Here is a 24,549-nt window from a genome sequence, read left to right as displayed (position 1 = left end):
AGTCCCACCGATGTCCTCTCATGCTCCGGCCCGTCCCTGACGGAACGCGCCTCGGACGGGGTCAGGGGAATTGGTCACGACACCCCCGGCCGGTTCACGGTATCCGTCCAACCGACTCCTCCGGTCCACTTATGAGCGCCCGAGTCGCTGCAAGAACGCCGCACACCTCCCCTATGGGCGAGACGGGCCCGGCCACAGTGTTGTGGATGGCGGGCAAACGACTGGTAAATGCGAGGTCAGCCAGTGGCTACTCCCGTCGGCGTAGTCCCGATGTCCACCGGCGCACGATGCCGTACGCACGCATGACCTCCTAGGGTTCAGGTGTGACGGGCGAGCGCGAGACGAGATGGCGGCCCAGCGGGCTGCCGGTGTTCGTCGTGCCGCTCGTCGTCGGGTTCGTCCAGGTCATGGGCTCGTCGGGCGCCGACGCCCACATGCGTTATCCGCTGACGCACCTCGACGCGGCGGCGTACGCGCTGCTGGTCGCGGGCCCCGTCGCGCTGCTCTTCCGCCGTCGTTTCCCGGGCGCCGTACTGACCGTGGTGATGGTGATCACGATCGGGTTCCTGCTGCGCGGATACGTCTTCGGCCCGATCTTCCTGAGCCCGGTCGTCGCGCTCTTCGGCGCGGTGCTGGCCGGCCGCCGTACGCTCTCGCTGGTGGCGGCCGGCCTCGCGGTGACCGTGCTCACCGTGCTGGGGCTGTCCGTGCCCTTCGGGCCGTTCCGCCTGCACGAGTGGAGCCTCGGTCACAGCGGGGTGGCGCTCACCTGGCTCCTGCTCGTCGTGGCCGCCGCGGAGGTCGTCCGCATCCGCCGCGAGCGCGCCGACGAGGTCCGCCGCACGCGCCAGGAGGAGGAACGCCGCCAGGCCAGCGAGGAGCGGCTGCGCATCGCACGGGAGCTGCACGACGTCCTCGCGCACAACATCTCGATGATCAACGTCCAGGCCGGGGTGGCGCTGCACCTGATGGACGAACGCCCCGAGCAGGCGCGTACGGCGCTGAGCGCGATCAAGGACGCCAGCAAGGAGGCGCTCACCGAGGTGCGGTCCGTGCTCGGTGTCCTCCGCCAGGTCGACGAGAGCGCCCCGCGCGCGCCCACCGCGGGCCTGGCACGCCTGGACGACCTGCTCTCCCGCACCCGTGTGGCCGGCATCACCGTACGCCTGCGGACGACGGGCGAGCCGCGTACGCTGCCGGCGGGCGTCGACCTCGCCGCGTTCCGGATCATCCAGGAGTCACTGACGAACGTCACCCGCCACGCCGGGCCGGGCGTGACGGCGCAGGTGCTGCTCGGCTACTCCGACGGCGAGCTGCTCATCGAGGTCCAGGACGACGGGCGCGGCGCCCCCGGCGACCTGCCGGACGGCGGCAACGGCATCCCGGGGATGCGCGAACGCGTCTCGGCCCTCGGCGGGGATATCCGGACCGGCCCCCGTACGGACGCCGACGGCTTCCGCGTCCGGGCCCGGCTCCCGGTTCGCTACCCAGGCGACGAGGCCGGGCGTCCGGCCGACGACAGGAAAAGAGAGCACGGTTGATCCGCGTACTTCTCGCCGACGACCAGGCACTCGTACGTGCCGGGTTCCGCGCGCTGCTCGACGCCCAGGCCGACATCGAGGTGGTCGGCGAGGCCGGCGACGGCGAGGAGGCCGTACGCCTCGCCCGGCGCGAGCGGCCCGACGTCGTGCTGATGGACATCCGCATGCCCGTCCTGGACGGCCTGGCCGCCGCCCGCCAGATCATCGGCGACGCGCGGCTGGCCGAGACGAAGATCATCATCTTGACCACGTTCGAGCTGGACGAATACGTCTTCGAGGCGCTGCGGGGCGGGGCGAGCGGCTTCCTGGTCAAGGACACCGAGCCGGCCGAGCTCGTACGGGGCGTGCGCGAGGTCGCGAGCGGCGACGCCCTGCTGTCGCCGGGCGTGACGAGGCGGCTGATCTCCGAGTTCGCCGCCAAGGCGAAGAAGCCGAGGTCGGCGGTCGAACTCTCCTCCCTCACCGACCGCGAACGCGAGGTCATGGCCCTGGCCGCCGAGGGCCTGTCGAACGAGGAGATCGCCGCCCGCCTGGTCGTCAGCCCGGCCACGGCCAAGACCCACGTGAGCCGCGCCATGATCAAACTCCACGCCCGCGACCGCGCCCAGCTCGTCGTGATCGCCTACGAGACCGGCCTGGTCAAGCCCGGCTGGCTCGACTAGCGGAAGGGTCAGGCGGGGCGGGGGGTCCAGCGGATCGGCAGGCGTTTGATGCCGTTCTGGAAGTTCGAGCGCAGCCGGATCGGGTCGCCCGCCGGTTCGATGTCGTCCAGGCGGTCGAGGACGGCGGTGAACATCGCGCGCATCTGGAGGCGTGCCAGGTGCGCGCCGAGGCAGAAGTGCGGGCCGTGCCCGAAGGTCAGGTGGTCGTTCTCGGTCCGCCCGACGTCGAACCGGGACGCCTGGTCGAAGACGGCCTCGTCCCGGTTGGCCGAGGAGAACCACACGACGACCTTCTCGCCCTTGCGGACCGGGACGTTGCCGACGACCGTGTCCGCCGTCGCCGTACGACGGAAGTTCATCACCGGGGTCCACCACCGCAGCATCTCCTCGACCGCGGTCTCGAGGAGGGAGCGGTCGGCGCGCAGCCTGGCCAGCTCGCCGGGGTTCTTGAGCAGCGCGAACATCCCACCCGGCAGGCCGTTGCGCACGGTCTCGTTGCCGGCCACCGCGAACAGCCAGAAGAGGTTCTCGAACTCCTCGACCGCGACCGTGCCGTCCTCGTCGTCGACGTGGTGCATCAGGGCGGTCATGACGTCGTCGCCCGGATGGCGGCGTTTGTACTCGCCCAGCTCGTGGGCGTAGGCGTACAGGTCGGGCATGCCGGCGCGCGAACGCGGGTTCACCGGGTCTCGCGGGCGCAGCCGCATCGCCCGCCGGGCCATCTCGGTGGCGCTCGACGCGTCGAACGCCGCGCTGCGGGAGTATTCGGCGTCCTGGTAGCCGATGACCCGGTTGGACCAGTCGAACAGCAGCCACCGGTCGGACTCGGGGATGCCGAAGACGTCGGCGAGCGTGAGCAGCGGCAGGTCGGCGGCGATCTCCTTGGCGAAGTCGGCCTCGCCCTTCTCGGCGACCGCGTCCACCAGCGCCTGCGCCCGCCGGTCGATGCGCTCCGCCAGCCGGGCCACCGCCCGCGGGGTGAACGCCTTGCCCAGCAGCCGCCGCAGCCGGGAGTGCTCCGGCGGGTCCATGTTGAGCATCATCCGGCGTACGTAGTCGAGGTCCTCGGCGTCGCGGATCTGCGTCGCGCCAAGGTGTGAGGAGAACAGCCGTGTGTCGCGCAGCACGTGACGCACGTCGGCGTGCCGTAACACCGCCCAGAACCCCGGTCCGGCCGGCCAGTCGTCGACGGGCCGCTCCTCCACCCAGGCCACGGGCGTCGAGTGCCGCAGCCGGGCCAGGGCGTCATGCGGCACCGACCGTACGTAGGTGTCCGGACTGTAGATCAGCTCCGTGTCCGACACGGCATGGCTGACTCGCCGTTGAGCCATTTCTTCCCTCCCGTGTCCAAAGACCGTAACCTCTGCCACCCGCTCGGATCCAGGTCCGGTATCGGCCTTCCGCGGAATGTGCCGGGAAGATGGGGGGTTGGGGAAGCCATGAGCCTGACTTTGCCTGGAGCACCTCTGTCCGGACGGCCCGCGGGAGTGTTCAACGGAGACGTACGGGCCCCCGAGCACCTTCTTTACTTCGAGCCGACGCCGAAACGGATCCGCGTGGAGTTCGGCGGCGAGACGATCGCCGACACGACCGGCGCGCACCTGCTGTTCGAGACCGGCATCCTGCCCCTGTACTACATTCCCGAGGCCGACGTCCGGATGGATCTGCTGACGCGGACCGACCTCTCGACGCACTGCCCGGTGAAGGGCGACGCGGCGTACTGGACCATCTCGGCCGGCGGCCGTACGGAGGAGAACGCGGTCTGGGGCTACCCGGACCCGATCGCGCCCTGGCTCAAGGGCTATGTCGCCTTCTACTGGGACAAGATGGACGCCTGGTACGAGGAGGACGAGCAGGTCTTCGGGCACCCGCACGACCCGTACAGCCGCATCGACATCCTCGCGAGCTCGCGGCACGTGAAGGTCGGCGTCGGCGGCGAGGTGCTCGCCGAGTCCTCCAAGCCCGTGATCCTCTACGAGACGGGCCTGCCGGTCCGCTACTACCTCCCGCGCGAGGACGTACGCCTGGACGTGCTGAAGCCCTCGGAGACGACCAGCTACTGCGCCTACAAGGGCGAGGCGTCCTACTGGGCGTACGGCGGCGAGGACATCGCCTGGACGTACGAGGCGCCGCTGCGTGAGGCCGAACCGGTCCGCGACCTCGTCTGCTTCTTCAACGAGAAGGCCGACGTCGAGGTGGACGGCAAGGCGCAGGAGCGCCCCGCGTCACCCTGGTCCTGACCGCCATCAGGGCGCGAGGACGGCGGCGAGACGTGACAGGCCGTCGGCCCCGTGTCCCGCGTCCACGGCCCGCCTGACGACGGCGTGGGAGGCCTCCAGCACGCCCGTGTCCATGCCGTGCGCACGTGCGGTGGCGACGACGTGCTCCAGCCCGGCGGCGGCCGAGGCGACGGTGGACCGCTCGCCGGGATGGTCCCCGTCGTCGAGCCGTCGCGCGAACCTCGTCGCCATCTCCGGCAGCAGGGCGAAGACCAGCGCGGCGTACGGCGCGATCACGTCGCCGGAGATGCCCTCCGCGCGGGCCAGGGCGAGCCCGTGGACGAGGCCGCTGACCGAGGTCCAGAAGACGTCGAGCAGGGTCACGTCGAAGGCGGCGGCCCGGCCGGGATCCTCGCCGAGGTACGTCGCGGTGCCGCCCAGGCCGTCCAGTATGGGGCGATGCGCCCGGTAGAGGTCCTCCGGCCCGCTGTAGAGGACGAGGGCCGACGAACGCCCGATGGTCGGCGTCGGGGTCAGGATCGCGCCGTCGAGGTAGCCGGCGCCCTGCTCGCGGGCCCACTCCGCCCGCCGGCGCGCCTGCCCGGGCGCGCTGGAGGTGAGGTTCACCAGCGTCCGGCCCCGGAGATCCGCGGGGCCGAGGACCGCCTGCACCGCGTCGTCGTCCAGCAGGCAGGCGACGACCAGCGGGCTCGCGGCGACCGCGGCGGCGGCCGTCGCAGCCCTGACCGCCCCGCGCGCGACGAGGTCGTCGGCCCTGGCGGCGGTGCGGTTCCACACGGTCGTCGGATGGCCGGCCTCGACGAACGCCCCCGCCAGCGCCCGGCCCATCGGGCCGAGGCCGATGACGGTGACCGGCGCCTCTGCGCGTTGTGTCATGGAGACTCCTGAAGGTTTGATGGTTGGGCGATCGTCAAACTAACAGCATGGTTTTATGTTCGTCCAACCGTCGAACCGTGCGTTAGGCTGCCGGGCGTGAAGGCGCGGGAGGACTGATGCGGGAGCCGTTCCATCCTCCGGCCGGGGACATCTCCCTGGCCGCGGTCATGCACGCGCTCTCCGACCCCGTACGCCTGGAGATCGTCGCGCGGCTCGCCGACACCGACGGGGAGAACTGCGGGGGCATCGGCGACGGCATCGACGTGCACAAGTCGACCATGTCCCACCACTACCGCGTCCTGCGGGAGGCCGGCCTCACGCTGACGACGATCGAGGGCCGGGCGCGCGTCGTCCGGCTGCGCCACGACGATCTGGAGGCCCGGTTCCCCGGCCTGCTGGGTTCCGTGCTCGCCGCCCTCGGGCGTACAAGAGTGCTTAAAAAGGCATGACTTACCGCTTATGTAGTGACTACTGTCGCTGACCGGTCTCTCTTTCCGGATCGTTGCGGCGCCGGGGGTCACATTGCGGTTTCGAGCTGTCCTGCTCGGCGTGGCGACGCTTCTGGCGCCCGCGTGTTCCGCCGGCCACAAGGGCGACGACACGACGCCGCCGAAGGTCCGGACCGACCACTCCACGACCGGCGCGGCCGCGGCCGCGCTCGTCGACGCCGGGCCGGCGGCCGGCACGCTCGGCGAGTCCTGGCACGTGGACACGCGCCCGCCCGCGGACTCTTCCGATCCCCAGGTCTTCCGGCGGCTCGTGGACGGAGAGCTGATCGTGGGGACCGTCACCGGCGTCGACGCGTACGACGCGGGCACCGGGCGGGCGCGCTGGCACTACCGCGAGCCCGGCCGGAAGGTCACCGGCTATGCCGAGACATCGGGCTCGCTCGTGGTCATGACCGCGGACCCGGACCTGGCGCGCGGATCGTCGCGCTGGACCGGGCTGGCGACGGCGACCGGGCGGGTCCGCTGGACCTCCGCCCGCCCCGGCTACCAGCTCACGAGCGGCGGCCTCGACGTCGCGGCGGGCCAGGGCGTGCTCCCGGTGCTCCCCGTCTCCGGGTCCGGAGTGCGCGGCGTCGACGCGAGCACCGGGCGTACCCGGTGGATCCGGCCGGTGGCCGAACACGGCTGCAAGACGCCGATCATCGACCAGCTCGGCGCGCAGGACACCGACGGCAGCCTGTTCGCGCTCCGGGAGGAGTGCGCCGGCCACGTACGGGTCCTGGCCCTGGACCCGGCCACCGGCACCGTGCGCTGGGCCCACGACGCCGATCGGCGCGCCGTCACCGTCGTGCGCCGGGGGATCGCGCTGATCGATGACATCAAGGGCGTGACGGTCGTGGCCGCGAACGGGCACGACGTGGTCGCCGGCCGCCCGTGCCCGGCGCCCTGCCGGTTCGCGGTCACCGGCGAGCACGCCGTCGTCACGAGCGCGAGCCAGGCCCTGGCCGTCGACCTGACGAGCGGGAAGGTCACCGCCCGGCCGCTCCTCGCCCCGTACGGCGCGCTGGCCGTCGCGGGAGACGAGGTGTACGGCGTGCGCGGTCACCTGGGCCAGGGCGGCGTGCGGCTGCTGCCCGCCGCGCTCGACGCCATCGACCCGGCCGCCGGGACGGTACGGACCGGGCCCGCGCCCTTCGCGCTGGCCGAGCAGCCCGGCGACGCGGGAGAGCGCGCCGTGCCGTGGATCGCGGTGGCCGGCCGGCGGCTCTACGCCGGGTACTCCGTCTCAGGGCTGTTCCGTACGACCTCCTACGACACGACCAAGGCGGGCTCGCCGGGGGAGCTCGGGGGCATACCGCAGTCGGACTGGCCGGACGCGTGCGCGGTCGCGCCCGGGTACAAGGCCGCGTCGCCGCCGGTCACCCCGGCCGTGAGCGTCGGCTCGGTGGCCCTGCACGACCTGAGCTGCGCCTACCGGCTCGCCGGCGACACGAACGCCTCTCTCGACATCGCCTGGGTCGCCCCGACCCCGGACGACGCCCACCGCCTGCTCACCGTGGACGCCCAGGCGCAGCCGGTCCAGGTCGACGGCGCCGACGAGGCGTACGCCTACCCCTCACCGCCCGTGCTCTGGTTCCGCGCGGGCCGTTTCGTGATGCGGATCGACCAGACCGGGCTGGACGCGCGGGCGCTCGCCTCGGCGGCGGCCAAGCACCTGCGGACCCACTGAGGCACAGGCCCTAGCTAGGCGCGGACGACCTTGACGCCGGCCTCCTCGTACGGCCCGGCGTCCGCGTCCGCGTCGGTGACCAGCATGTCGACCTCGCCGATCCCGCAGATCCGGGCGAACGCGCGCGTGCCGAGCTTGGAGCCGTCCGCGACCACGACGACGCGTTCGGCGCGGACCGACATCTGCCGGTTGATGCTCGCCTCTTCCTCGTTGGCGCAGGTCGCGCCGCGTTCGACGTCGAGGCCGCTGACGCCGAGAAACGCCATGTCGAGCGTGACCTGGTCGAACACCCCGTTCGCGAGCGGGCCGACCAGCTCGTACGACTGCGGCAGCGCCACTCCGCCGGACAGCACGATCTTGATGTGCGGGCGGACGACCAGCTCACCGGCGATGTTGAGCGCGTTCGTCACGACGGTGACCGCGAAACCGCCGGTCTCGGTGTGCAGGTCCGCACGCGTGGCGAGCGCCCGCGCAACCTCGGTCGTGGTCGTGCCGCCGTTGATGCCGACGACCGCGCCGGGCTGGACGAGGTCGGCGGCGACGGCCGCGATGCGCTGTTTCTCCGAGGCGCGCCGCGCGCTCTTGTAGCGCAGCGGCAGGTCGTAGGTCACGGTGTGGGCGACGGCGCCGCCGCGCGTACGGGTCAGCATCTGCTGCTGGGCGAGCTGGTCGAAGTCGCGGCGGATGGTCGCGGCGGAGACGTTCAGCTCGGTGGCGGCCTCCTCGACGCTGAGCCGTCCCCGGCCCGCGAGCAGGGAGAGCAGGCCGTTCCACCGCTCGTATCGGCTCATCGGCCCATGTCTCCCGTCACCCGCGTGCTCGTTTCAGGGGGCAGGGTGCAGGTCAGCGGTTAGACCAGTGCCGCCCGTGAGCTGAACTGATCGTACATCGCGTACACCGCGCACGATTGTGCACGCGCGGGGAGTCATTGCTTCCGATGCCGAAAAGGCGGATAAATCCGGGCAGCTAACGCAGAAGCCATTCCCCGGTACTGACGCTGACCAGGCCGTAGCGGGCCGCGGCGATGACGGCCTCGCGCTGCGAATGGACGCCGAGTTTGGTCAGGACGCTCTGCACGTGGCTGCGGGCGGTGCTTCGGGTGATCTCCATCGTGCGGGCGAGGGTGGCCGTGTTCTCGCCGCGGACGAGCCGGGTCAGCACCTCGCGTTCGCGCGGCGTCAGGTAGCGGGCGAGCCGCTGGGCCTCGCTGGGCGGGCGCAGCGGCATCCGCGAGCCCGTGGCCGGGTCGGCCACGACGTCGCCGGCGTGGACGCGGGCCAGCATGGCGACGATCTCGTCCGCCTGCTGGCCCTTGTGCGCGAAGCCTCGTACGCCCGCGGAGAGGGCGGCCGCCAGCACCTCGGGTTCGCGCGAACCGGACAGCACCACGAACCGCGTCGCCGGCGCCACCCGCAGGAGAGCGGGCAGGCTGTCCAGCGCCGACCCCTCGGGGAACTGCAGGTCGATCAGGCAGATGTCGGCGGGCGCCGAACCGAGCAGACGTAAGGCGTCGGCGGGGGAGTAGGTGACGCCGATCACGTCGTGCCCGGACTCGCGCAGCACCATGGCCAGCGAGTCCGCGAACACCGCGTGATCGTCGCAGATCACCACTCTCATGGATGCGCCGCCAAGGGCAGCAGGATGCGTACGCGCGCGCCGCCGAGCTCGCACCGGCGGACCTCCAGGCTCCCGCCGTAGCCGGAGACCAGGTCGTGGACGATGCCCAGCCCGAGCGAGGCGAGGCCGCCCGCGCCGGCGCCGAACCCCGGCCCGTCGTCGTCGACCTGGACGACCGTCCAGCCGTCCTGGCCGAAGACGCTCACGTCGATGCGTTCGCCGGCGATCCGGCAGGCGTTGTCGAGGATGTTGCGCACCGCGCGCCACAGCGCGAGCGGGTCGATGTGCGCGCACGCCGGTACGGAGTCATACGCGACGCGGCGGATCGAGGCCAGCCGCAGCCCGGCGACGATCTCGCCGACGAGCTCGTCCACCCGTACGCGCTCGGGGCTGGGCAGGTGGTCCTCCGGCCGGTCGTCGTCCTCGTCGAGGCGCCGCAGCAGGTGGTCCAGCCAGCGGGTCTCCCCGAGCAGCGCGTCGACGCGCCGGCGGCTGTCGGGCCCGACGTCGTCGGCGACCGACATGGCGGAGGCCAGCATGATGATGGTGCCGAGCTCGTGACGGATGTCGTGGCGGATCCTCCGCCGCCACAGGTCGGGGTCGCCGTCAGAGGGGACCGGGAGTGCGACGGGCTGAGGCTCCAGCAAAGGAGCGGTCGCGGAGGGTGATGAGCGTGACTGTCCATCGATCATTGGAGACCCCCGTCTTTGGAAAACATGGACCAACGTTGTCGACCGTCACTCCGTACGACGCCGGTGTCCAGGCAGCCGGTGGTAAATAGAGGGTTGCTGGCCGGAGGTGGTCATGTGGTCACTCTCGGTAAACTAAGCTTGAAGATACAGCGTCTACGTGCAATCCAAGTGCGCGGACGAAATTCGATAAACCTCGTCCAAAGTCACCGAAAGTGACCGGGGGTCGCAGCGATCGGCCACCCGAGTCAGCGCGGCTCGACTCATTCGACGCGCTTCTCCGGGATTGTCCAAAATAAAGGCGATTGCGTCGGCGAGTTGTCCGGGATCGCCGGGCGCGGTGAGAAGACCCGTTTCGCCGGCCCGGATGATGTCCGGTCCGCTCGGCGCCACCGTCCCGACGAGCGGCACGCCGGCCGCGGCCGCCTCGACGGCGGTGTACGGCACGCCCTCGTGGCGGCCGATCATGGCGAGCACGTCGAAACCGGGCAGCAGGTCGGCGATCTCGTCGCGGTGGCCCAGCCACAGCAGCCGGTCGCCGCCGAGGTGTTCGGTCAGCCGGCGGCTCATCCGCCCCGGCAGCCGGGGCCCGCCGTCGATGTCGGCCCAGACGCCGTGGACGTTCGTGGGCAGCCGCGCGATCGCCCGCGCGAACACGTCGGACCGCCGCGCGCCGCGCGCCGCGCCGATCCCCCCGACCACCTGCGCGCCGAGCGGGAGCCCGAGCGTCCGCCGCGCCCGCGTGCGCGTGCCGGCCTGCTTCGGGAGTTCGACGGCGGGCCAGATCGCCCGCAGCCGCTCCGGAGCGGCGAGCCCGAGCCGGAGCGCCCGCGCGGCCGTCCGCGTGCCCACGGCGAGGAACACGTCAGTGTGCCGGGCCGCCCGCCGCTCGGCGGGAGAGGGCGCGGGCGGGGAGTACCAGGTGTGCACGAGCCGCGGCACACCCGCACGAACGGCGGCGAGCCGCCCCGCGGTGCCGTCATGGGTGTGAACGACGTCGTACGAACCGGCGTCCAGGACGTCGGCCAGCGCCCGCGTCCCCTCGGCGCGCACCACCTCGACCCCGGACTCCGCGGCCCACTCGTCGAGCGCCCCGGGCCCCCCGGTGACGACGGTGTGGTCGTACGCTCCGGCGTCGAGTGCGAGTGCGGCGGTCAGGGCGGCGCGTGCGGGGCCGCCTTCGAACCGGTTGAGGACGAGGGCGACGCGCAGCCGGTCGGCCGGCGCTCCGTCGGTCATGGGTCTTCCTCGCGGGGGCGGTACTCCGGCAGGATGCGGCGCATCAGCGCCCGTACCTCGTCGTCGGCTCCCCGGGCCGCCGCGTCCAGGAGCGCGGTGAGGGGCTCGTTCCGGCCGTGCGCGGGCACCGTGGCGCGGGTGGCGAAGATCAGCGGGTGGGCGGTGCGCAGGCGTTCCTCCGAGGCCGCGAAGGACCGGGCGCGCAGCCGTTCGCCCGGGCCCAGGCCCGTGAAACGGATCGTCACGTCCGGCACCCGCAGGCCGTCCACCAGCGCGCCCACCACCTCCAGCACCGGCGACGGCGGGCCGGTGTCCAGGGCGAACGTCTCGGCGTCCTCGGCCATCGCGGTGGCCTCCAGGACGAGTTCGGCGGCCTCCCGCGCGCTCATCAGGTGCCGCGCGGCGTCCGGATGGGCCACGGTGACCGGCTGGCCGGCGGCGAGCTGGCCCGCGACCGCGCGCAGCGGGGACGCGCCCGAGCCCAGCACGCTGCCGGCCCGTACCGCAGCGAAGCACGTCGGGCCGCCCGCCTCCGCCTGCAGGACGAGCTCCGCCAGGCGGCGGGTCGCGCCGAGGACCGAGACCGGCTCGGCGGCCTGGTCGGTGGAGACCAGGACGAGCCGCTCGACGTCGTACCGCACCGCCGCGCGCACGAGGTTGCCGGTGCCCAGGACGTTGGTGCGCACCGCCGCGGACGGGCGCCGCTCCAGCGGCCGCGGGTCGTGGTTGAACCCGGCGGTGTGCAGCACCAGCTCCGGCCGTACGTCGTCGAACAGCGCGTCGACCCGCGGCCCGTCCCGGATGTCCACGGCGGCGGGGCGTCCCTCGTCGCTCTCGGCGGTCAGCCGGGCCAGCGCGCCCGAGTCGTTGTCGAGCTGGATGAGCGCCGCGGGGCGGAGCGTGCGCAGGCGGCGGCAGAGCTGGGCGCCGACGGCGCCGCCCGCGCCGGTCACCAGCACCCGCCGGCCCGCGACGAACCGGCGCGCGCGCAGGCTCGCCACCATCAGCTCGTCCCGGCCGAGCAGCCGCAGCGGCTCCGTACCGGCCCGGGCGCCCGGCGGCAGATAGCGCACGTCCAGGCCCGCCCGCGAGACCTGCTCGATCAGCCGCGCGACGCGTACGGGCGGCAGGGACGGGATCGCGACGACGGCGACCTTCGCGCGTACCGGCCACGCGGCGCCCGCGACGTCGCCGGTGCCGCCGAGCACCGGGAGGTCCATGGGGTCATCGGGCCCGTCGTCGAGGAACCCGACCGGCGTCAGGCCGCCGCCGGACTCGAGCAACGCCCGCGCGAGCGTACGGCCGGCGTGGCCCGCCCCGATGATCAGGGTACGGACGCGGCCGTCGCCGCCGTGGCATCTGCGCTTCCGCAAGGTCAGCCCCGCCCGTTTTCCACGAACGCCCCTCTCGCCTGCGCCGAGAGTACGGGCGCCGTCACCGCGCCTGAACGCGCATCAGGACGATGACGACCTACGCCATATGGGGGACGCCCGTTCACATCGGGGGATCATCGCCGGGATTCGACGGACGCATCCCGGCGCGCATCGCGACCGTGATGGCCTCGAGCGCCGAGTGCGCGTCCAGCTTGGAGAGGAGGTTCTGGGTGTGGGTACGCACGGTGTTGGCCGACAGCCCGAGCCGGTCGGCGATCTCGGGGCGGTTCCGCCCGTCCACCATGCACCGCAGCACCTCGCGCTCGCGAGGCGTCAGCTCGGCGAGGTCGTCGGCGTCCGGCATCCCGTCGGCCAGCAGCCGGCGCAGCACCTCGCCGAGCACGGCGGGCGGGATCCAGCCGCCGCGCCCGGCCGCCCCGCGGATCACCCGCGAGACCAGGTCGGCGCTCTCGGTCTTGGGCAGCCAGCCGACCGCGCCCCGGCGCAGGGCGGTCACGATCGGATCGATGTCGGTGACCCCGCTGAGCACCACGGCGCGTATGTCGGGATGGCGCCGGCGCAGGAGGTCGAGCGCGTCCAGTCCGCTCTCCTCGCCGAGCACGAGGTCAAGGACGACGACCTGCGGCGACTCGGTCGCGATGAGCGCGGTGGCACGCCGGATGTCGTGGGCGACGGGAAGGATCTCCAGGTCGGGCTCGGCGCTGAGCCGGGCGGCGAGCGCCTCGGCGAACAGCACCTGGTCATCGACGATGAGGACGCGGATCAATCCCATGCGGCCAGGATGACGTAACCCGGGCCGCAGGGGATCCCGCATTTGCGGGAGCCCGTTTCAGGCGATCGCGCCGCTTTCGCGCAGGTCGGCGATCTCTTCCGGCGTCAGGCCGAGCTCGCCGAGCGCGGCGTCGGTGTGCTCGCCGGGGCGTACGGGCGGGGCCGGGGTCTCGGCCGAGGTGCGGCTGAAGCGGGGTGCGGGCGCCGGCTGCGGCAGGCCGCCCACCTCGATGAAGCCCGTACGCGCGGTCGCGTGGCCGTGGGCCGGGGCCTCGGCGAGGCCGAGGATCGGGGCGACGCAGGCGTCCGTGCCGTCGAAGACCGCGGTCCACTCGTCCCGCGTCCGCTGCTTGAACACCTCGGTGAAGCGCGCCCGCAGCTCCGGCCAGCGGTCGCGGTCGAGCTGACCCGGCAGGTCCTCGTCCGCGAGGCCCAGCCCGTGCAGCAGCGCCGCGTAGAACTGCGGCTCCAGCGCGCCGACGCTCATGAACAGCCCGTCGGCGGTCTCGTACGTGTCGTAGAACGGCGCCCCGGTGTCGAGCAGGTTGGTGCCGCGCGCGTCCTGCCACGCGCCCGAGCCGCGCATGCCGTGGATGAAGGAGGTCAGCAGGGCCGCGCCGTCGACCATCGCCGCGTCCACGACCTGGCCGCGGCCGGACCGGGACCGCTCGAACAGCGCGGACAGGATGCCGACGGCCAGGAGCATGCCGCCGCCGCCGAAGTCGCCGAGCAGGTTCAGCGGCGGCACCGGCCGCTCCCCGGCGCGTCCGATGGGTTCGAGCGCGCCCGCGATGGCGATGTAGTTGATGTCGTGCCCGGCCATCTGGGACATCGGGCCCTCCTGGCCCCAGCCCGTCATACGCCCGTACACGAGGCCGGGGTTGCGCTCCAGGCACACGTCGGGACCGAAGCCGAGACGCTCGGTCACGCCCGGCCGGAACCCCTCGACCAGGACGTCGGCGGTCTCCACCAGCCGCAGCAGCACGTCGACCCCGGCGGGGTCCTTCAGGTTGAGACCGATGGAACGACGGCCGCGCCCCAGCGGGTCGGGCGACGCGTCGCGTCCGACGCTCGTGGGCCGGTCGACCCGGAGCACATCGGCGCCCAGGTCGGACAGCACCATGCAGCCGAACGGCGCGGGTGCGAGACTAGCGATCTCGATGACGCGTACACCGTGCAGCGGTCCCATGCTCCACCTCTCAGGTCGTCGGCCTACTCTAGAACCTGGTTCTACAGAGCCGTGCACCGGGGAGCACGAGATACAGGGTCGGCCACGAGGTGGTCACGTGGCGAAATCACAGCGGACGGTCCGCCGGAAGTGTGAGGGTGGCGCGGCTGAGGCCGCGCCGGGGATCACAGTGCGTTCACGAACCTCGACAGTGAGTTGCCCGCATCGGCGAGGGTACCCAGTGCGTTGTGCACTACGTGAGCCGCACCTGACGGAGAATTGAGCAGGTAGAACACAACAAAGGCCCCGAGTGCCCAGGTGAGGTACTTCTTCATTGGCGCTCCCGCCTCCCAACGAACGCCGATTTGCCACCAACCCGTGGCGCGGACGGCATCCTTCCAGTTTTAGTTGTTCTGGTGCGCGCCGCCCGGCGGGCGACCGTCATCGCGACCGTCTGTCTCCCACGTCTGAGTATCACCGCTCTTCTGCAATCTGTCGCGTGTCAACTTTGACACACATCGGTACGGCGCGACGACCGGGAACCAAGACCCCGGGCGAGGTTTCGCATATGCGATTAAATGTACTGGTCACAACGGTCGTGGGGTACCTCAGCCGTTCCGTCGCGAAGGCCAGGAAAAAGCGAACGAGACGACGCGACAGCCGGAGATGCGCCGACGGTTTCGTCGCGGAGCGTGTCCGCCGGTCACGCCGGGTCGGCGACCGGGGATTCGGGCATCCGGGTACACCTCTCCCGGCGGGGGACCGCCCCGGCCGCTTCTGGACACGCTCCCGGCCGATCTTGCGGTTAAAAGGCTGTGGCCTGCGCAAACGCATAAGCGGGGTGTCTGCCGGGTAACTCATCGTTGCCGTGAACGACCGTCGGGGGGCGGTGTGTCCGCGGCGCAAAATCGTGCGGCTTCCCAACGAGCAACTCAGCAGAGTGCGCGTCACCGTCATCGCGATGGTGGTGACGGGTTTCCTCGCCATGCTCGCGTACGGCGCCCTGCTGGCCTTCGTACGGATCCAGGCCGGCGCCCAGCTGAGCAACCAGCTCGTCTTCACCGCGCGTCAGGTCGGCGCCATCGCGCGTACGGGCCACCTCGCCACCCCGATCGTCAGCGGCACGCCCGGCCTGATCCAGGTCCAGGACGACCGGCGGCACGTCGTGGCGGCCAGCCGCTCTCTCGTCGGTCTGTCGGCGCTGCGGGCGCCCCGGCCGGCCGGGGACGGCCCGCTGTTCGAGCGCGTCTGCCCGGGAAACCGCTGCTTCACCGGCGTCGCGACCCGCGTGGCCGGCCCGTCCGGGCCGCTCACCGTGTACGTCCTCGCCCCGGAGCTGGGGCTGTTCCCCCGGCCCGGGCTCGCGGTCTTCCTCGCGCTGGGCATCCCGGTCAGCATCGGCGCGGCGGGGGCCTGGAGGTGGTGGCTCGACGCCCGCAGGGCGCGCCCGGTCGAGCTGATCCGGGCCGAGCTCGACGAGATCAACGCCGCGGACCTGCACCGCCGGGTCCCGGTACCGCCCCGGCGCGACGAGTTCCACTCGCTGGTGATGGCGATCAACGCCACCCTCGACCGGCTGGAGGCGGCGGTCGAGCAGCAGCGGCGGCTCGTCTCCGACGTCTCTCACGACCTGCGCAGCCCGATCGCGGGGCTGCGCGCGGAGCTCGAGACCGCGCTGATCGACCCGGAGGGCGCCGACCTGCGGGCCGCGCTCGGCACGACGCTGAAGAACACCGAACGCCTGCAGAACATCGTCACCGAGCTGCTCGTCCTCGCCCGGCGGGAGGCCGGCCTGCCCGGCCGGGCCGAGCACGTCGACCTCGGCGACCTGGCCGAGCGCGAGGTCGCCCGCCGGCCGCGCCGCGTCGCCGCCAAGGTGGACGCCGAGCCCGGTGTGGTCGCCCGGGTGAACAGCGTCGACATCGGCCGGGTGCTCACCAACCTGCTCGACAACGCCGCCCGCCACGCCGACTCCGAGGTCATCGTGACCGTGCGCCGCGAGGCCGACGACGCGGTCGTCGAGGTGTTCAACGACGGCGAGACCATCGCGCCCGAGGACCGGGAACGGATCTTCGAACGGTTCATCCGGCTGCCGGCGGCACGCAGGCTCGACTCGGGGGGTACGGGCCTGGGCCTGGCGATCTCCCGCGACATCGCCCACGCGTACGGCGGCTCACTGACCCTGGCCGACGACGACCTCGGCACCTGCTTCGTCCTCACCCTCCCGATCCTCGGCGAGGACCTCTAGGGCCTGTGGGGCAGCGGCCCCGGGACCTTTACGGCCCCTCGCGCAGCGGGCCCGCGAGGATCACGAGACGGTGTGCGGAGTGCCGGTGTGGGCCGCGACGTCCGCCCGGCGTCGACCGGGCGGACGTCGCGGCCGCCATCGCGGATCCTGCCGTTCAGGCCCTGTTTCTTCGCCGCCGCCGTATAAGGGACCGGCCACCGATGATGCTTGTGAGGATCAGGCCGACGATGAGCGCCACGAGGGGGTAGGTCATGGCCGTCTCCGCCCTGGCCGTTTCCCGTCCCGCGGAGATCGGGAACGTGATCGTGGCCTCGGCGGTCCGTTGGGTCAGTCCACTTCGCAGCCGGATGTGGGCACGCCACGGACCGTTCGGCACGTGCACCTCCAGGGGCACGGACACGGATCCCGAGTCGCCGGGGGCAAGAGTGGTCCCCGTCTGGACCGGGAACGGGCCGGCGTTCAGACTACCCGGGCCGTTCGTCAGCTTCAGGCTGCCGCTCAGGTCGAGAGCGCGACCGCCGGTGTTGTGGACCTGGGCCTGCACCGCCTGGCGGCCGTCGGGTGACCGCAGAGCGGTGATCGAGTCGATGGTGAAGGCTGCGGCCGGCGGGTTGCCGGGGCCGACGGAAAGATAGATCCGGATCCCGACCCGGTTGATCTCGGCGACGCCACCGTTGGACGGCGCCTTCGCCGCCGTCTCGGCCCAGACGACGGCGTAGCGCTCCCCGGGAGCGGCGTCGCCGGGCACGTTGATGGTCGTGGTGACCATCGACCGCGTGTGCGGCGGGAGGGTCAGCTCTTGTTTGTCCGTCTTGGTCCAGGTGGACAGCTCGTTGGGAGTACGGGCGGGGGCGAACTGGAACTTCTGCTTGCCGATCTGCGCGGCCGCCGCGTAGAGCGCGATCCGGCGAGTCGAGCCGGTCGTGTTGGTGATCTGGACGCGCCGGTGGATGACGGCACCCGGCGGAAGGTGGTCGATGATGTAGCGCCAAGCGCGGGAGTCGGGTCGCTCGCTGACCGGTGCGTCGACGAGACGGAGCTCGATTCCGTTGCTGTGCGGCCGGGGCGCCGCCGCGGCGGTTCCGCCGAGGCTGCCGGCGGCCGGGATGATCGAACCGGCGGCCAGCAGCCTCATGATGGTGGTGAGAAGCCGCACGATCGTCATTCGCGCCGGCTAGGCGACCGAATGGGTGATGGTGCCGGTGTACGTTCCCGCGACGGCCGCCGCCGGAATCGTGATGGTGAGCGTCGGGTTCCAGGTCGCGGTGTTGTTGCCCGTCAGCGCGGTACCGGTGAAGGCGACTCGCGGCACATTGAGAATGCCGCCCGGGCCCGGAGTGAAGGTGCCCGTGCCTGTCGTGCTGGTCGCGTCCCCGGGGACATAACTGACGTTGATGGCCGGGATGGTCTCAGGTCCCGTGGCGGCACCGGTGGTGAAATCGGTCGAGGTGACGGTCGCCGTCCAGGAGCCGCCGAGAGTACCGCGGAGGTCGGTCACCGTGACCGGCCCGATCTGACCCGAGACGTTGGTGGCGCCCGATGCCACCTCCCCGAGGTTCACCGCTCCCGGCGCGCTGATCGTGAGACCGGCGGTCGTGATCGCGAATGTGACGGTCGTGTCGACCGCCGCGGCGGGCAACGCCGTCGCCGCGACGAGGCCGACGGTGCCGGCCAGCGCACAAAACGTTTTACGCATTCAATTTATCCAATGTTAAAGCGGATATGGGAGGTGACGCGATGGCTGAATACTCGACTGGCATTTCACGCCGTCGCCTCACCCGAAGCAGATGGTAACTCTCCGTAGCCGCCACAAGATCAAAAGTGTCGCAAACAGCTTCTCCGGGAAACGGCATGCCGTTGTAACCAGGTGCCATTCAAGCACCGCTTAAGTCGATCACCTTATGGAAAGTGATCCGGTGAGGGGTTGGGGATGGCTACTGGGGGTTTCGCCACATCGGCCACAAGCGCGGACCATCGCCCGGCAGGCGGATCTCTCCGGTGACCCGGAAGCCGAACCGCTCGTAGTAGGGGACGTTGCTCTCCTTGGACGACTCCAGGTACGCGGGAAAGCGCCGCTCGTCGCAGCGGGTCAGCCTCGACCGCAGCAGCGCCGATCCGAGCCCGAGCCCCTGCGCGCGGGGGTCGGTGCCGAGGACCGCCAGATACCAGTGCGGCTCGATCGGATGCTCCCGCTCGACCTCGCCCAGCCCGCGCAGCACCGTGAAGGTCCGCCCGCCCAGTATGCGCATGAGGCCGGGAAGCTGGCGTAGCTGGGTGGCGAGGGGGACCCGCCAGCGGCCCGGAGGGTCCCACATCGCGCCGGCCACGATCCGGCCGTCCCGTTCGGCCAGTTCGGTGAGGCCGTTCGGCAGGTGGGCGTGGCGCAGCATCGACGCGAACATCGAGCCCATCCGCTCCGGACGCCGGGGGAACATCCACTGCCAGACCGGGTCGCCGGCGAAGGCACGGCCCAGCACCGCCGCCAGCGGATCGGCGTCCGCCGCGGTGACGTCACGGACTTCACTCACGAGTCCTCGCTCATAAGAGGGTGCGCGGGTGTGCTCCGCTCACTGATGCGCTGAGTGTTTCGTGCAACGATCGGTATGTGAAGATCCTGATACGAGTGGTTACGACCGCAATCGCCCTCTGGGTGGCGACCCTGATCGTCAGCGGCATCGAGCTGACGACGGCCTCCACACCCCGCAAGGTGGGCACCCTGATCGCCGTGGCAGTCGTGTTCGGTCTGATCAACGCCTTCCTCAAACCGATCATCAAGACGCTCGGCTGCGCCTTCTACGTCCTCACGCTGGGACTCTTCGCGCTCGTGGTGAACGGGTTGCTGCTGTGGCTGGCGAGCTGGGCGGCGGACAAGATGAACCTGCCGTTCAACGTGTCCGGCTTCTGGGCGGCCTTCTGGGGCGCGATCGTCGTCGGCCTGGTGAGCTGGCTGCTCAACCTGTTCGTCCACGACGACCAGGAGTGAGGCTCAGACCGGGTCGAGGTGGTCGGTGCTGCTGAACGTGACGAGACGAAGGTCGCCGTCCTCGCGCGCCCACACGGTGAGCGAGCCGTTCGGCACGAGCGTGCGCTCGATCTCGAGCACCTCCCGCTCGGTGAGCCGCTCCACGATGTAGCGCGTCAGCACCACGACCGCGTCGTGGGCGAAGACGAGCACCCGGCCGTCCGGATGGTCGCGTTCGATGTCGGACAGCGCGCTGCGCAGCCGCAGCGCGACGTCCGCCCACGACTCGCCGCCGGGCGGCCGGTAGTAGAACTTGCCGGTCAGCCGCTTGCGCGCCGCCTCCTCGGGGAACCGGGCGGCGATGCCGCGCCAGGTCAGCGCGTAGAGCACGCCGGTCTCGCGGTCGCGCAGCCGTTCGTCGAAGTGGATCGGCGGGTCGCCGATCTCGGCGAGCGCGATGCGCGCGGTCTCGGCGGCGCGGACGTACGGCGAGGAGACGACCGCGGTGGGCCGCTCGTCCGGCGGCATCGCGGCGAGCCTGCGGCCGAGCGCCTTGGCCTGCCGCCGGCCCGTCTCGGACAGCGGTACGTCGGGGTCGCGCAGGCCGACGTCGATCTCGTCGAGCTCGGCCGACTCGGCCGCCCGCCAGGCGGCGTTGCCGACGCTTTCACCATGCCGGGCCATCGCCAGCCAGTCGAGTTCGCTCACAGCACCCCGACCCTACCGGGCGCTCATGACATGGGGCAGGCCTGCCCACAGGTGAGACGGATGAGCATCTCCAGGAACACCTCCTGGATCTGGCCGGGGTCGAGCGTGACGAACGCCTGCCCGCCGGTCGCCCTGGCGATCTGCTGCAGCGGCCCGGGGTCGATGTCGGGGCCGAACGCGATGGGCACGATCGCGACCGGCTTGAGCGGGTCGGCGGTCTTCGCGAGCTCCTTCATCAGCTCCTGCAGCAGGATCGTGTGCCCGGGGTCGTAGTTCATGCCGTCGGTGAGCACGACCAGGACGTTGTTGCGGTCCGGCTGGTATGTCCGCACGGCCTCCTTGTACGCCGCGAGCACGGAGTCGTACAGCGCGGTCCGTGTGCCCAGGACGGGCTGGGCGGCGTTGAACGCCGTGATCAGGGCGTCGCGCTGGATGCCCGTCCCCACCTTCTGGGTCAGCGGCCGGTACGGCACGAGCTGCCGGTAGTCGAGGTCGTGGTCCAGCCGGGTGGAGAACTCCCAGAGCGCGACCTGGGAGTTGTCGCTGAGGATGCGGGTGCCGCTGATGGCCGCGCGGGTCGTCGCCCGGATGCGGGTGTCGTTGCCGCTCGGCACCGGGTCGCCCATCGAGGGCGAGACGTCGAGCAGGATCAGCATCCGCGCGCCGAGCACGGTCCGCTGCCACATCTGCAGGATCTTGCCGACGGTCGCCGGGTCCTGCGGGCGCGCCGGGATCGGCGCCTCGGAGGCGACGCCGTACTTCGTGCCGAACCCCGCTCCGGCCACGCCGTCCGGCGTACGCAGCCCGAGCGACTGCAGCGCCTCACGTGACTGCGACTGCGAGAGCGCGGAACGGAAGTCCTCCACCGTCCGGCTCTTCTCGCGGTCGCCGGTCACCGAGACGTACGGGAAGTCCAGCGCGAGCGCGCCGTCGCGGGGATACCTGGCGCTGACCGGCCGCTTGGCGTCCGTGTGGTTGTGCTGCCAGACGGACTGCTCCGACAGCACCACCGCGGTCGGCGGGTCGCCGCCGCGGAACATCGCCGCGTACGCGGCCTTGTCGTCGGGCAGCGCGGAGGACAGATCGGAGTAGAGCGTGATCGCGAAGGTGCCCAGTCCGGTCTTTCCGGGCCCGGAGGCCTGATGGGCGAGCATGAGCGCGCCGAGCCCGGCGGCCTGCGTCGTGGGGTCGAGGAACCGCACCCGTACCGGCGGCTTGCCGGCCCCGGTGCCGGGCAGACGGGAGGACAGGAGCAGTCGCCAGCTCACGTCACTGGGGGACCGTCCCTCGGCCGCGGCGAGCACGAGCGGCGACGAGGCGATCGACGTCCCGGTGGGCCGTACGGCGCCGGCGCCGAGCTTGGTCCGCCGGGCGACGGGGAGCCAGAGCGATGAGTCGGGGATCCAGGCGTCGGGCCGCGTGGCGCCGGGCGACGAACCCTGGCCGGACAGCACGCCGGCGACGTCCGCGGGCTCCTCGTGGGTCACGGTGACACGGACACAGGTCGTACGGGCGTTGTAGCGGCGTGCGGTCTGCTCGACGGCCGGGGCGATGGCGGGGGTCACCGCCACGGTGATCGCCTCCGCCCGGCATCCGTCGGCATGGGAACCGATCGAGCACGCGGCGGTGGCCGGTGCGATCGCCAGCAGCAGGGTCAGTACTTGTTTTCGGGCAGCGCTGCGACGGTATGGCATCCGAACTTCCCGTCCCCGATCAATGACGGCATCCCGTCTTTTGCCCGGAGATTATCCGGTTAACCAGTCTGGCAGCGCCCCTTTCGTGACATTTCGCCGGACCGATGGCTCGGGGGGTGGATACCACCCGTCACACCAGTAACATCCATTTCTTTGATGCCGTCTTTCACCAGGTGAGAGTATGATGTCCGTTCCCTTGACGAATTGAAATACCTGACGTGGCATTGGTGTCTGACTAAACTCCCTGGGTGTGGGACGTCATGTCTCTTCCGAGCGCAGGCGTTCGCTACGCGGCAGATTCCTCCTAGCGCTTCTCGCGATCGCGGTGCTGATCTGCGCGGCGTCCTTCGCGGCGTACCAGATCTGGGACCAGGCCGGCCTCCAGCGGCCGGCCCGCAAGAGCCGTGCCACGGTTTCGGCCACACCGGTCGCCGCGGTCACGTTGACGGTGACGGTCACGGGGGCGAAGTGCCAGGTGTTCGTCCGGGTTCCGGGCGGCGACATCCTGGTCAACCGGAACCTGCTGCGCGGCGAGTCGATCCGCTTCGAAGAACCTCAGCTGAGCGTGGTCCTGGGCGATGCGAGTGCCGCCCAGGTCTACGTCAACGGCGCGCTGCGCCCACCTGGCAAGCCCGGCCGGCGCGACGCCTTCATCGCCACCCGGGGCTGAGATGGGTCCCCCCGCCAGGTCAGAGCCCGGCGAGGGAACCCCTGTACGCCGCTAGCGGCGCCGGCGGGCCAGGGCCAGGCCGCCGCCGGCCAGGGCGACGACCAGAACGACCAGGCCGATCCACCACCAGCCGGCGCTGGAGGTCTTCTTCTCCGCCGACGTGGCCGGCTGTGTCGCCGGGGCGACGGCCGGGGTCGTCGGCGCCGTGGAGGCCGCGCCGCCTCCGGCCTTGACCGTGAACTTGTACTCACCCGTGACCGGGTGACCGTCCGGGGCGACCACGCGCCAGCCGACCGTGTACACGCCGGGGGCCAGCGTGCCCGCGACGGCCTCGGTCACGTGGTTGTCCACCGCCTGCGACTTGCCCGACTCGTGGTGGCCGCCCGTGGCGTCCTCCACGACGACCCCGGTGAAACGTACGGGGTCGGCGAAGGTCAGGCGGATCTGCGCCGGCGCGGTCACCGTCGCGCCCTTGCCCGGGGTGGCCGAGGTGAGCGTGGTGTGGGCCTCCGCCGGGGCGGCGGTGACCAGCACTCCCAGGAGCGCCGTCGCGACGGCGGCCAGTGCGAGCCTCATGCCGCCCGCTTCCGGGTCAGGCCGTACACGCCGGCGGCCAGGCCGATGATCCCGGCGGCCAGGCCGAGCCCGCCCAGCCACCGGGCGGTGCCATCGGAGGAGTCCGTTGACGACGGAGCGGCCTTCGGCGCCGTCCCGGCCCCGGCGGCCTTGACCAGACGCACGGTCGGCGCCGGGTGTTCGGGCTCCTGGCCCCCGTTGCCGGGGTCCTGGTCCCAGTTCACGACCTCGCCGTTCGAGTAGGTCTGCGCGGTCTTGAACATCAGCCGGTCCGTGTCGGTCGGCAGCGGCCCCATCGACACGTCGAACTCCTGGAACTGCCCGGGCGTGATCTTCCCCCCGCTCCACGTGATCGTCGAGACCGCCTTCGTGATCTCACCGTCGTCCGACTTGAGCGGAGTGGCGAGCTTGGCCGAGGTGACCTTGACGCTCCAGCCGGGCACCGGCCGTACCGACACCGAGGCGATCGGGTGATCGGTGGGCAGGGTGATCTCGAGCTTGGTCGTGTCGGCCTTCGGCTCCTCATTGGGAACCCGGAACGACACCTTGCTGTACGAACCCGGTTCGGCGGTACTCGGGTTCGCCGTGACGTGCGCCGAGGCGGCCGTCGCCACCGCGGTCAGGGCGAGCGCCGCGAGGCCGGACACGGCCGCGGCGCGCTGGAACGTGCGCATTGAGGGGATCTCCGTTCGAAAACGCTGATCGAGGAAGGCCGGGTCCGCGATGGGACCCGGTGACGTTTCCGGCGCCTCAGACGAGCGCCGCGAACGGAGCCGGCGGCCCCCGCCGTACGACGACGTGGCGGAGGAATGCCTTCCGGGGCGAGAGAACCCCGGCGGTGGCGGCGACGGGAGACGGCGGAGCCGGGACACGCGACGGCGAAGGCAGCACGACCCGGCGTACGAGGCCGGCTGCGACGCGCTTGGCCAGGCCCCACACGGCGCGCTCGCCGCGCCGCAGCCACCAGGCCGACACGATCGCCGCCGCGACGTGGACGAACGTCATCGCCGCGCCGCCGGAGGAGGGCGACATCGGGCTGCCGTGCGTCAGGTGCTGGCCCTGCTGTGCCGCCGTGAAGAGGGCGTGCAGCATGAACTGCCCGCCGAGCAGACCGCCCAGGATCGTCGCCAGCGAGCGTTCGGTCCCGGCGAGCGCCGCGCCCATCACGGTCAGGCCGAGGAGGCCGCCGGCGGCCGCGAGCGGCGGCACCGGCGCCCCGGAGATCATCATGTGACCGGTGATGGCCAGCCCGACGCACACGGTGGCGAAGACCACCGCGCGCGCGGCTCGATACACCGGATGGGTCGGCATGACGC

At 71.7% G+C, this 24,549-nt stretch carries 25 protein-coding genes; 8 read left to right on the top strand and 17 right to left on the bottom strand.

Going from position 1 to position 24,549, the window contains the following annotated elements:
- Nucleotides 1-323: 323 nt before the first annotated feature.
- Complete coding sequence (locus QWU11_RS04585; RefSeq protein WP_290103721.1) at nt 324-1,541, top strand: sensor histidine kinase; 1,218 nt, start codon at nt 324-326, stop codon at nt 1,539-1,541.
- The gene (locus tag QWU11_RS04580) at nt 1,538-2,203 is read left to right on the top strand and encodes a response regulator transcription factor (protein ID WP_290103720.1); all 666 of its coding nucleotides are present in this window, start codon (nt 1,538-1,540) and stop codon (nt 2,201-2,203) included. Before QWU11_RS04585 ends, QWU11_RS04580 begins: the two co-directional genes overlap by 4 nt.
- A gap of 8 nt (nt 2,204-2,211) precedes the next feature.
- On the opposite strand, the gene QWU11_RS04575 is transcribed toward QWU11_RS04580, so the two are convergent.
- Nucleotides 2,212-3,534, bottom strand: coding sequence for a cytochrome P450 (locus tag QWU11_RS04575; protein ID WP_290103719.1), 1,323 nt, complete (start codon nt 3,532-3,534; stop codon nt 2,212-2,214).
- A gap of 120 nt (nt 3,535-3,654) precedes the next feature.
- On the opposite strand from QWU11_RS04575, the gene QWU11_RS04570 reads away from it, so the two are divergent.
- Nucleotides 3,655-4,443: a DUF427 domain-containing protein gene (locus QWU11_RS04570; RefSeq protein ID WP_290103718.1), complete on the top strand. Its 789-nt coding sequence runs from the start codon at nt 3,655-3,657 to the stop codon at nt 4,441-4,443.
- Nucleotides 4,444-4,449: 6 nt separating this feature from the next.
- Here QWU11_RS04570 and QWU11_RS04565 read toward each other — a convergent pair whose 3' ends face one another.
- Nucleotides 4,450-5,319, bottom strand: a complete 870-nt coding sequence (locus QWU11_RS04565; RefSeq protein ID WP_290103717.1) for an NAD(P)-binding domain-containing protein — start codon at nt 5,317-5,319, stop codon at nt 4,450-4,452.
- A gap of 116 nt (nt 5,320-5,435) precedes the next feature.
- On the opposite strand from QWU11_RS04565, the gene QWU11_RS04560 reads away from it, so the two are divergent.
- On the top strand, nt 5,436-5,768 hold the full coding sequence (locus tag QWU11_RS04560; protein ID WP_290103716.1) for a metalloregulator ArsR/SmtB family transcription factor: 333 nt from the start codon (nt 5,436-5,438) through the stop codon (nt 5,766-5,768).
- 100 nt (nt 5,769-5,868) lie between these two features.
- A complete protein-coding gene (locus QWU11_RS04555) occupies nt 5,869-7,497 on the top strand; it encodes a PQQ-binding-like beta-propeller repeat protein (protein WP_290103715.1) in 1,629 nt (542 codons plus the stop codon).
- Nucleotides 7,498-7,511: 14 nt separating this feature from the next.
- On the opposite strand, the gene QWU11_RS04550 is transcribed toward QWU11_RS04555, so the two are convergent.
- The 7 genes from QWU11_RS04550 to QWU11_RS04520 form a co-directional block, all read right to left on the bottom strand.
- The gene (locus QWU11_RS04550; RefSeq protein ID WP_290103714.1) at nt 7,512-8,288 is read right to left on the bottom strand and encodes a DeoR/GlpR family DNA-binding transcription regulator; all 777 of its coding nucleotides are present in this window, start codon (nt 8,286-8,288) and stop codon (nt 7,512-7,514) included.
- A gap of 175 nt (nt 8,289-8,463) precedes the next feature.
- Nucleotides 8,464-9,114: a response regulator transcription factor gene (locus tag QWU11_RS04545; protein WP_290103713.1), complete on the bottom strand. Its 651-nt coding sequence runs from the start codon at nt 9,112-9,114 to the stop codon at nt 8,464-8,466.
- Nucleotides 9,111-9,761, bottom strand: a complete 651-nt coding sequence (locus tag QWU11_RS04540) for an ATP-binding protein (protein ID WP_290103712.1) — start codon at nt 9,759-9,761, stop codon at nt 9,111-9,113. The genes QWU11_RS04545 and QWU11_RS04540 overlap by 4 nt, the downstream gene beginning before the upstream one ends.
- A 198-nt stretch (nt 9,762-9,959) precedes the next feature.
- Entirely contained in the window at nt 9,960-11,042 is a 1,083-nt protein-coding gene (locus tag QWU11_RS04535; RefSeq protein ID WP_290103711.1) for a glycosyltransferase, read from the bottom strand.
- Nucleotides 11,039-12,415 (bottom strand): polysaccharide biosynthesis protein, encoded by a 1,377-nt coding sequence (locus QWU11_RS04530; protein WP_290103710.1) that lies wholly within the window; start codon nt 12,413-12,415, stop codon nt 11,039-11,041. The genes QWU11_RS04535 and QWU11_RS04530 overlap by 4 nt, the downstream gene beginning before the upstream one ends.
- Before the next feature lie 121 nt (nt 12,416-12,536).
- Nucleotides 12,537-13,208, bottom strand: a complete 672-nt coding sequence (locus QWU11_RS04525; RefSeq protein ID WP_290103709.1) for a response regulator transcription factor — start codon at nt 13,206-13,208, stop codon at nt 12,537-12,539.
- A gap of 57 nt (nt 13,209-13,265) precedes the next feature.
- Nucleotides 13,266-14,396: a CaiB/BaiF CoA-transferase family protein gene (locus QWU11_RS04520; protein WP_290103708.1), complete on the bottom strand. Its 1,131-nt coding sequence runs from the start codon at nt 14,394-14,396 to the stop codon at nt 13,266-13,268.
- A gap of 889 nt (nt 14,397-15,285) precedes the next feature.
- Here QWU11_RS04520 and QWU11_RS04515 point away from each other — a divergent pair.
- Nucleotides 15,286-16,623, top strand: a complete 1,338-nt coding sequence (locus QWU11_RS04515) for a HAMP domain-containing sensor histidine kinase (protein WP_290103707.1) — start codon at nt 15,286-15,288, stop codon at nt 16,621-16,623.
- 154 nt (nt 16,624-16,777) lie between these two features.
- Here QWU11_RS04515 and QWU11_RS04510 read toward each other — a convergent pair whose 3' ends face one another.
- From QWU11_RS04510 to QWU11_RS04500, 3 genes are all read right to left on the bottom strand, one after another.
- The gene (locus QWU11_RS04510; protein WP_290103706.1) at nt 16,778-17,788 is read right to left on the bottom strand and encodes a peptidase; all 1,011 of its coding nucleotides are present in this window, start codon (nt 17,786-17,788) and stop codon (nt 16,778-16,780) included.
- Nucleotides 17,789-17,797: 9 nt separating this feature from the next.
- Nucleotides 17,798-18,319 carry a hypothetical protein gene (locus tag QWU11_RS04505; RefSeq protein ID WP_290103705.1) on the bottom strand — a complete coding sequence of 174 codons (522 nt, stop codon included), beginning with the start codon at nt 18,317-18,319 and terminating at the stop codon, nt 17,798-17,800.
- 238 nt (nt 18,320-18,557) lie between these two features.
- Nucleotides 18,558-19,151: a GNAT family N-acetyltransferase gene (locus QWU11_RS04500; RefSeq protein ID WP_290103704.1), complete on the bottom strand. Its 594-nt coding sequence runs from the start codon at nt 19,149-19,151 to the stop codon at nt 18,558-18,560.
- Nucleotides 19,152-19,171: 20 nt separating this feature from the next.
- Between QWU11_RS04500 and QWU11_RS04495 the strand changes: the two genes are divergently transcribed.
- A complete protein-coding gene (locus QWU11_RS04495; RefSeq protein ID WP_354670799.1) occupies nt 19,172-19,606 on the top strand; it encodes a phage holin family protein in 435 nt (144 codons plus the stop codon).
- Between the two features lie 3 nt (nt 19,607-19,609).
- Here the strand turns inward: QWU11_RS04495 and QWU11_RS04490 are convergent, their stop codons facing one another.
- Complete coding sequence (locus QWU11_RS04490) at nt 19,610-20,293, bottom strand: histidine phosphatase family protein (RefSeq protein WP_290103702.1); 684 nt, start codon at nt 20,291-20,293, stop codon at nt 19,610-19,612.
- Nucleotides 20,294-20,316: 23 nt separating this feature from the next.
- A complete protein-coding gene (locus tag QWU11_RS04485; protein WP_290103701.1) occupies nt 20,317-21,987 on the bottom strand; it encodes a substrate-binding domain-containing protein in 1,671 nt (556 codons plus the stop codon).
- A gap of 250 nt (nt 21,988-22,237) precedes the next feature.
- Between QWU11_RS04485 and QWU11_RS04480 the strand changes: the two genes are divergently transcribed.
- Nucleotides 22,238-22,657, top strand: a complete 420-nt coding sequence (locus QWU11_RS04480) for a RodZ domain-containing protein (RefSeq protein WP_290103700.1) — start codon at nt 22,238-22,240, stop codon at nt 22,655-22,657.
- A gap of 51 nt (nt 22,658-22,708) precedes the next feature.
- Here QWU11_RS04480 and QWU11_RS04475 read toward each other — a convergent pair whose 3' ends face one another.
- The 3 genes from QWU11_RS04475 to QWU11_RS04465 all read right to left on the bottom strand — a co-directional run bounded on the left by QWU11_RS04475 (nt 22,709) and on the right by QWU11_RS04465 (nt 24,544).
- A complete protein-coding gene (locus QWU11_RS04475) occupies nt 22,709-23,233 on the bottom strand; it encodes a copper resistance protein CopC (RefSeq protein WP_290103699.1) in 525 nt (174 codons plus the stop codon).
- A complete protein-coding gene (locus QWU11_RS04470; protein WP_290103698.1) occupies nt 23,230-23,907 on the bottom strand; it encodes a YcnI family protein in 678 nt (225 codons plus the stop codon). Before QWU11_RS04470 ends, QWU11_RS04475 begins: the two co-directional genes overlap by 4 nt.
- 76 nt (nt 23,908-23,983) lie before the next feature.
- A complete protein-coding gene (locus QWU11_RS04465; RefSeq protein WP_290103697.1) occupies nt 23,984-24,544 on the bottom strand; it encodes a hypothetical protein in 561 nt (186 codons plus the stop codon).
- Nucleotides 24,545-24,549 lie beyond the last annotated feature (5 nt).

The organism is Actinomadura sp. DC4 (genome assembly GCF_030406325.1).
Classification (GTDB): Bacteria; Actinomycetota; Actinomycetes; order Streptosporangiales; family Streptosporangiaceae; genus Actinoallomurus.
This window is presented reverse-complemented; position numbering and strand designations above follow the sequence as displayed.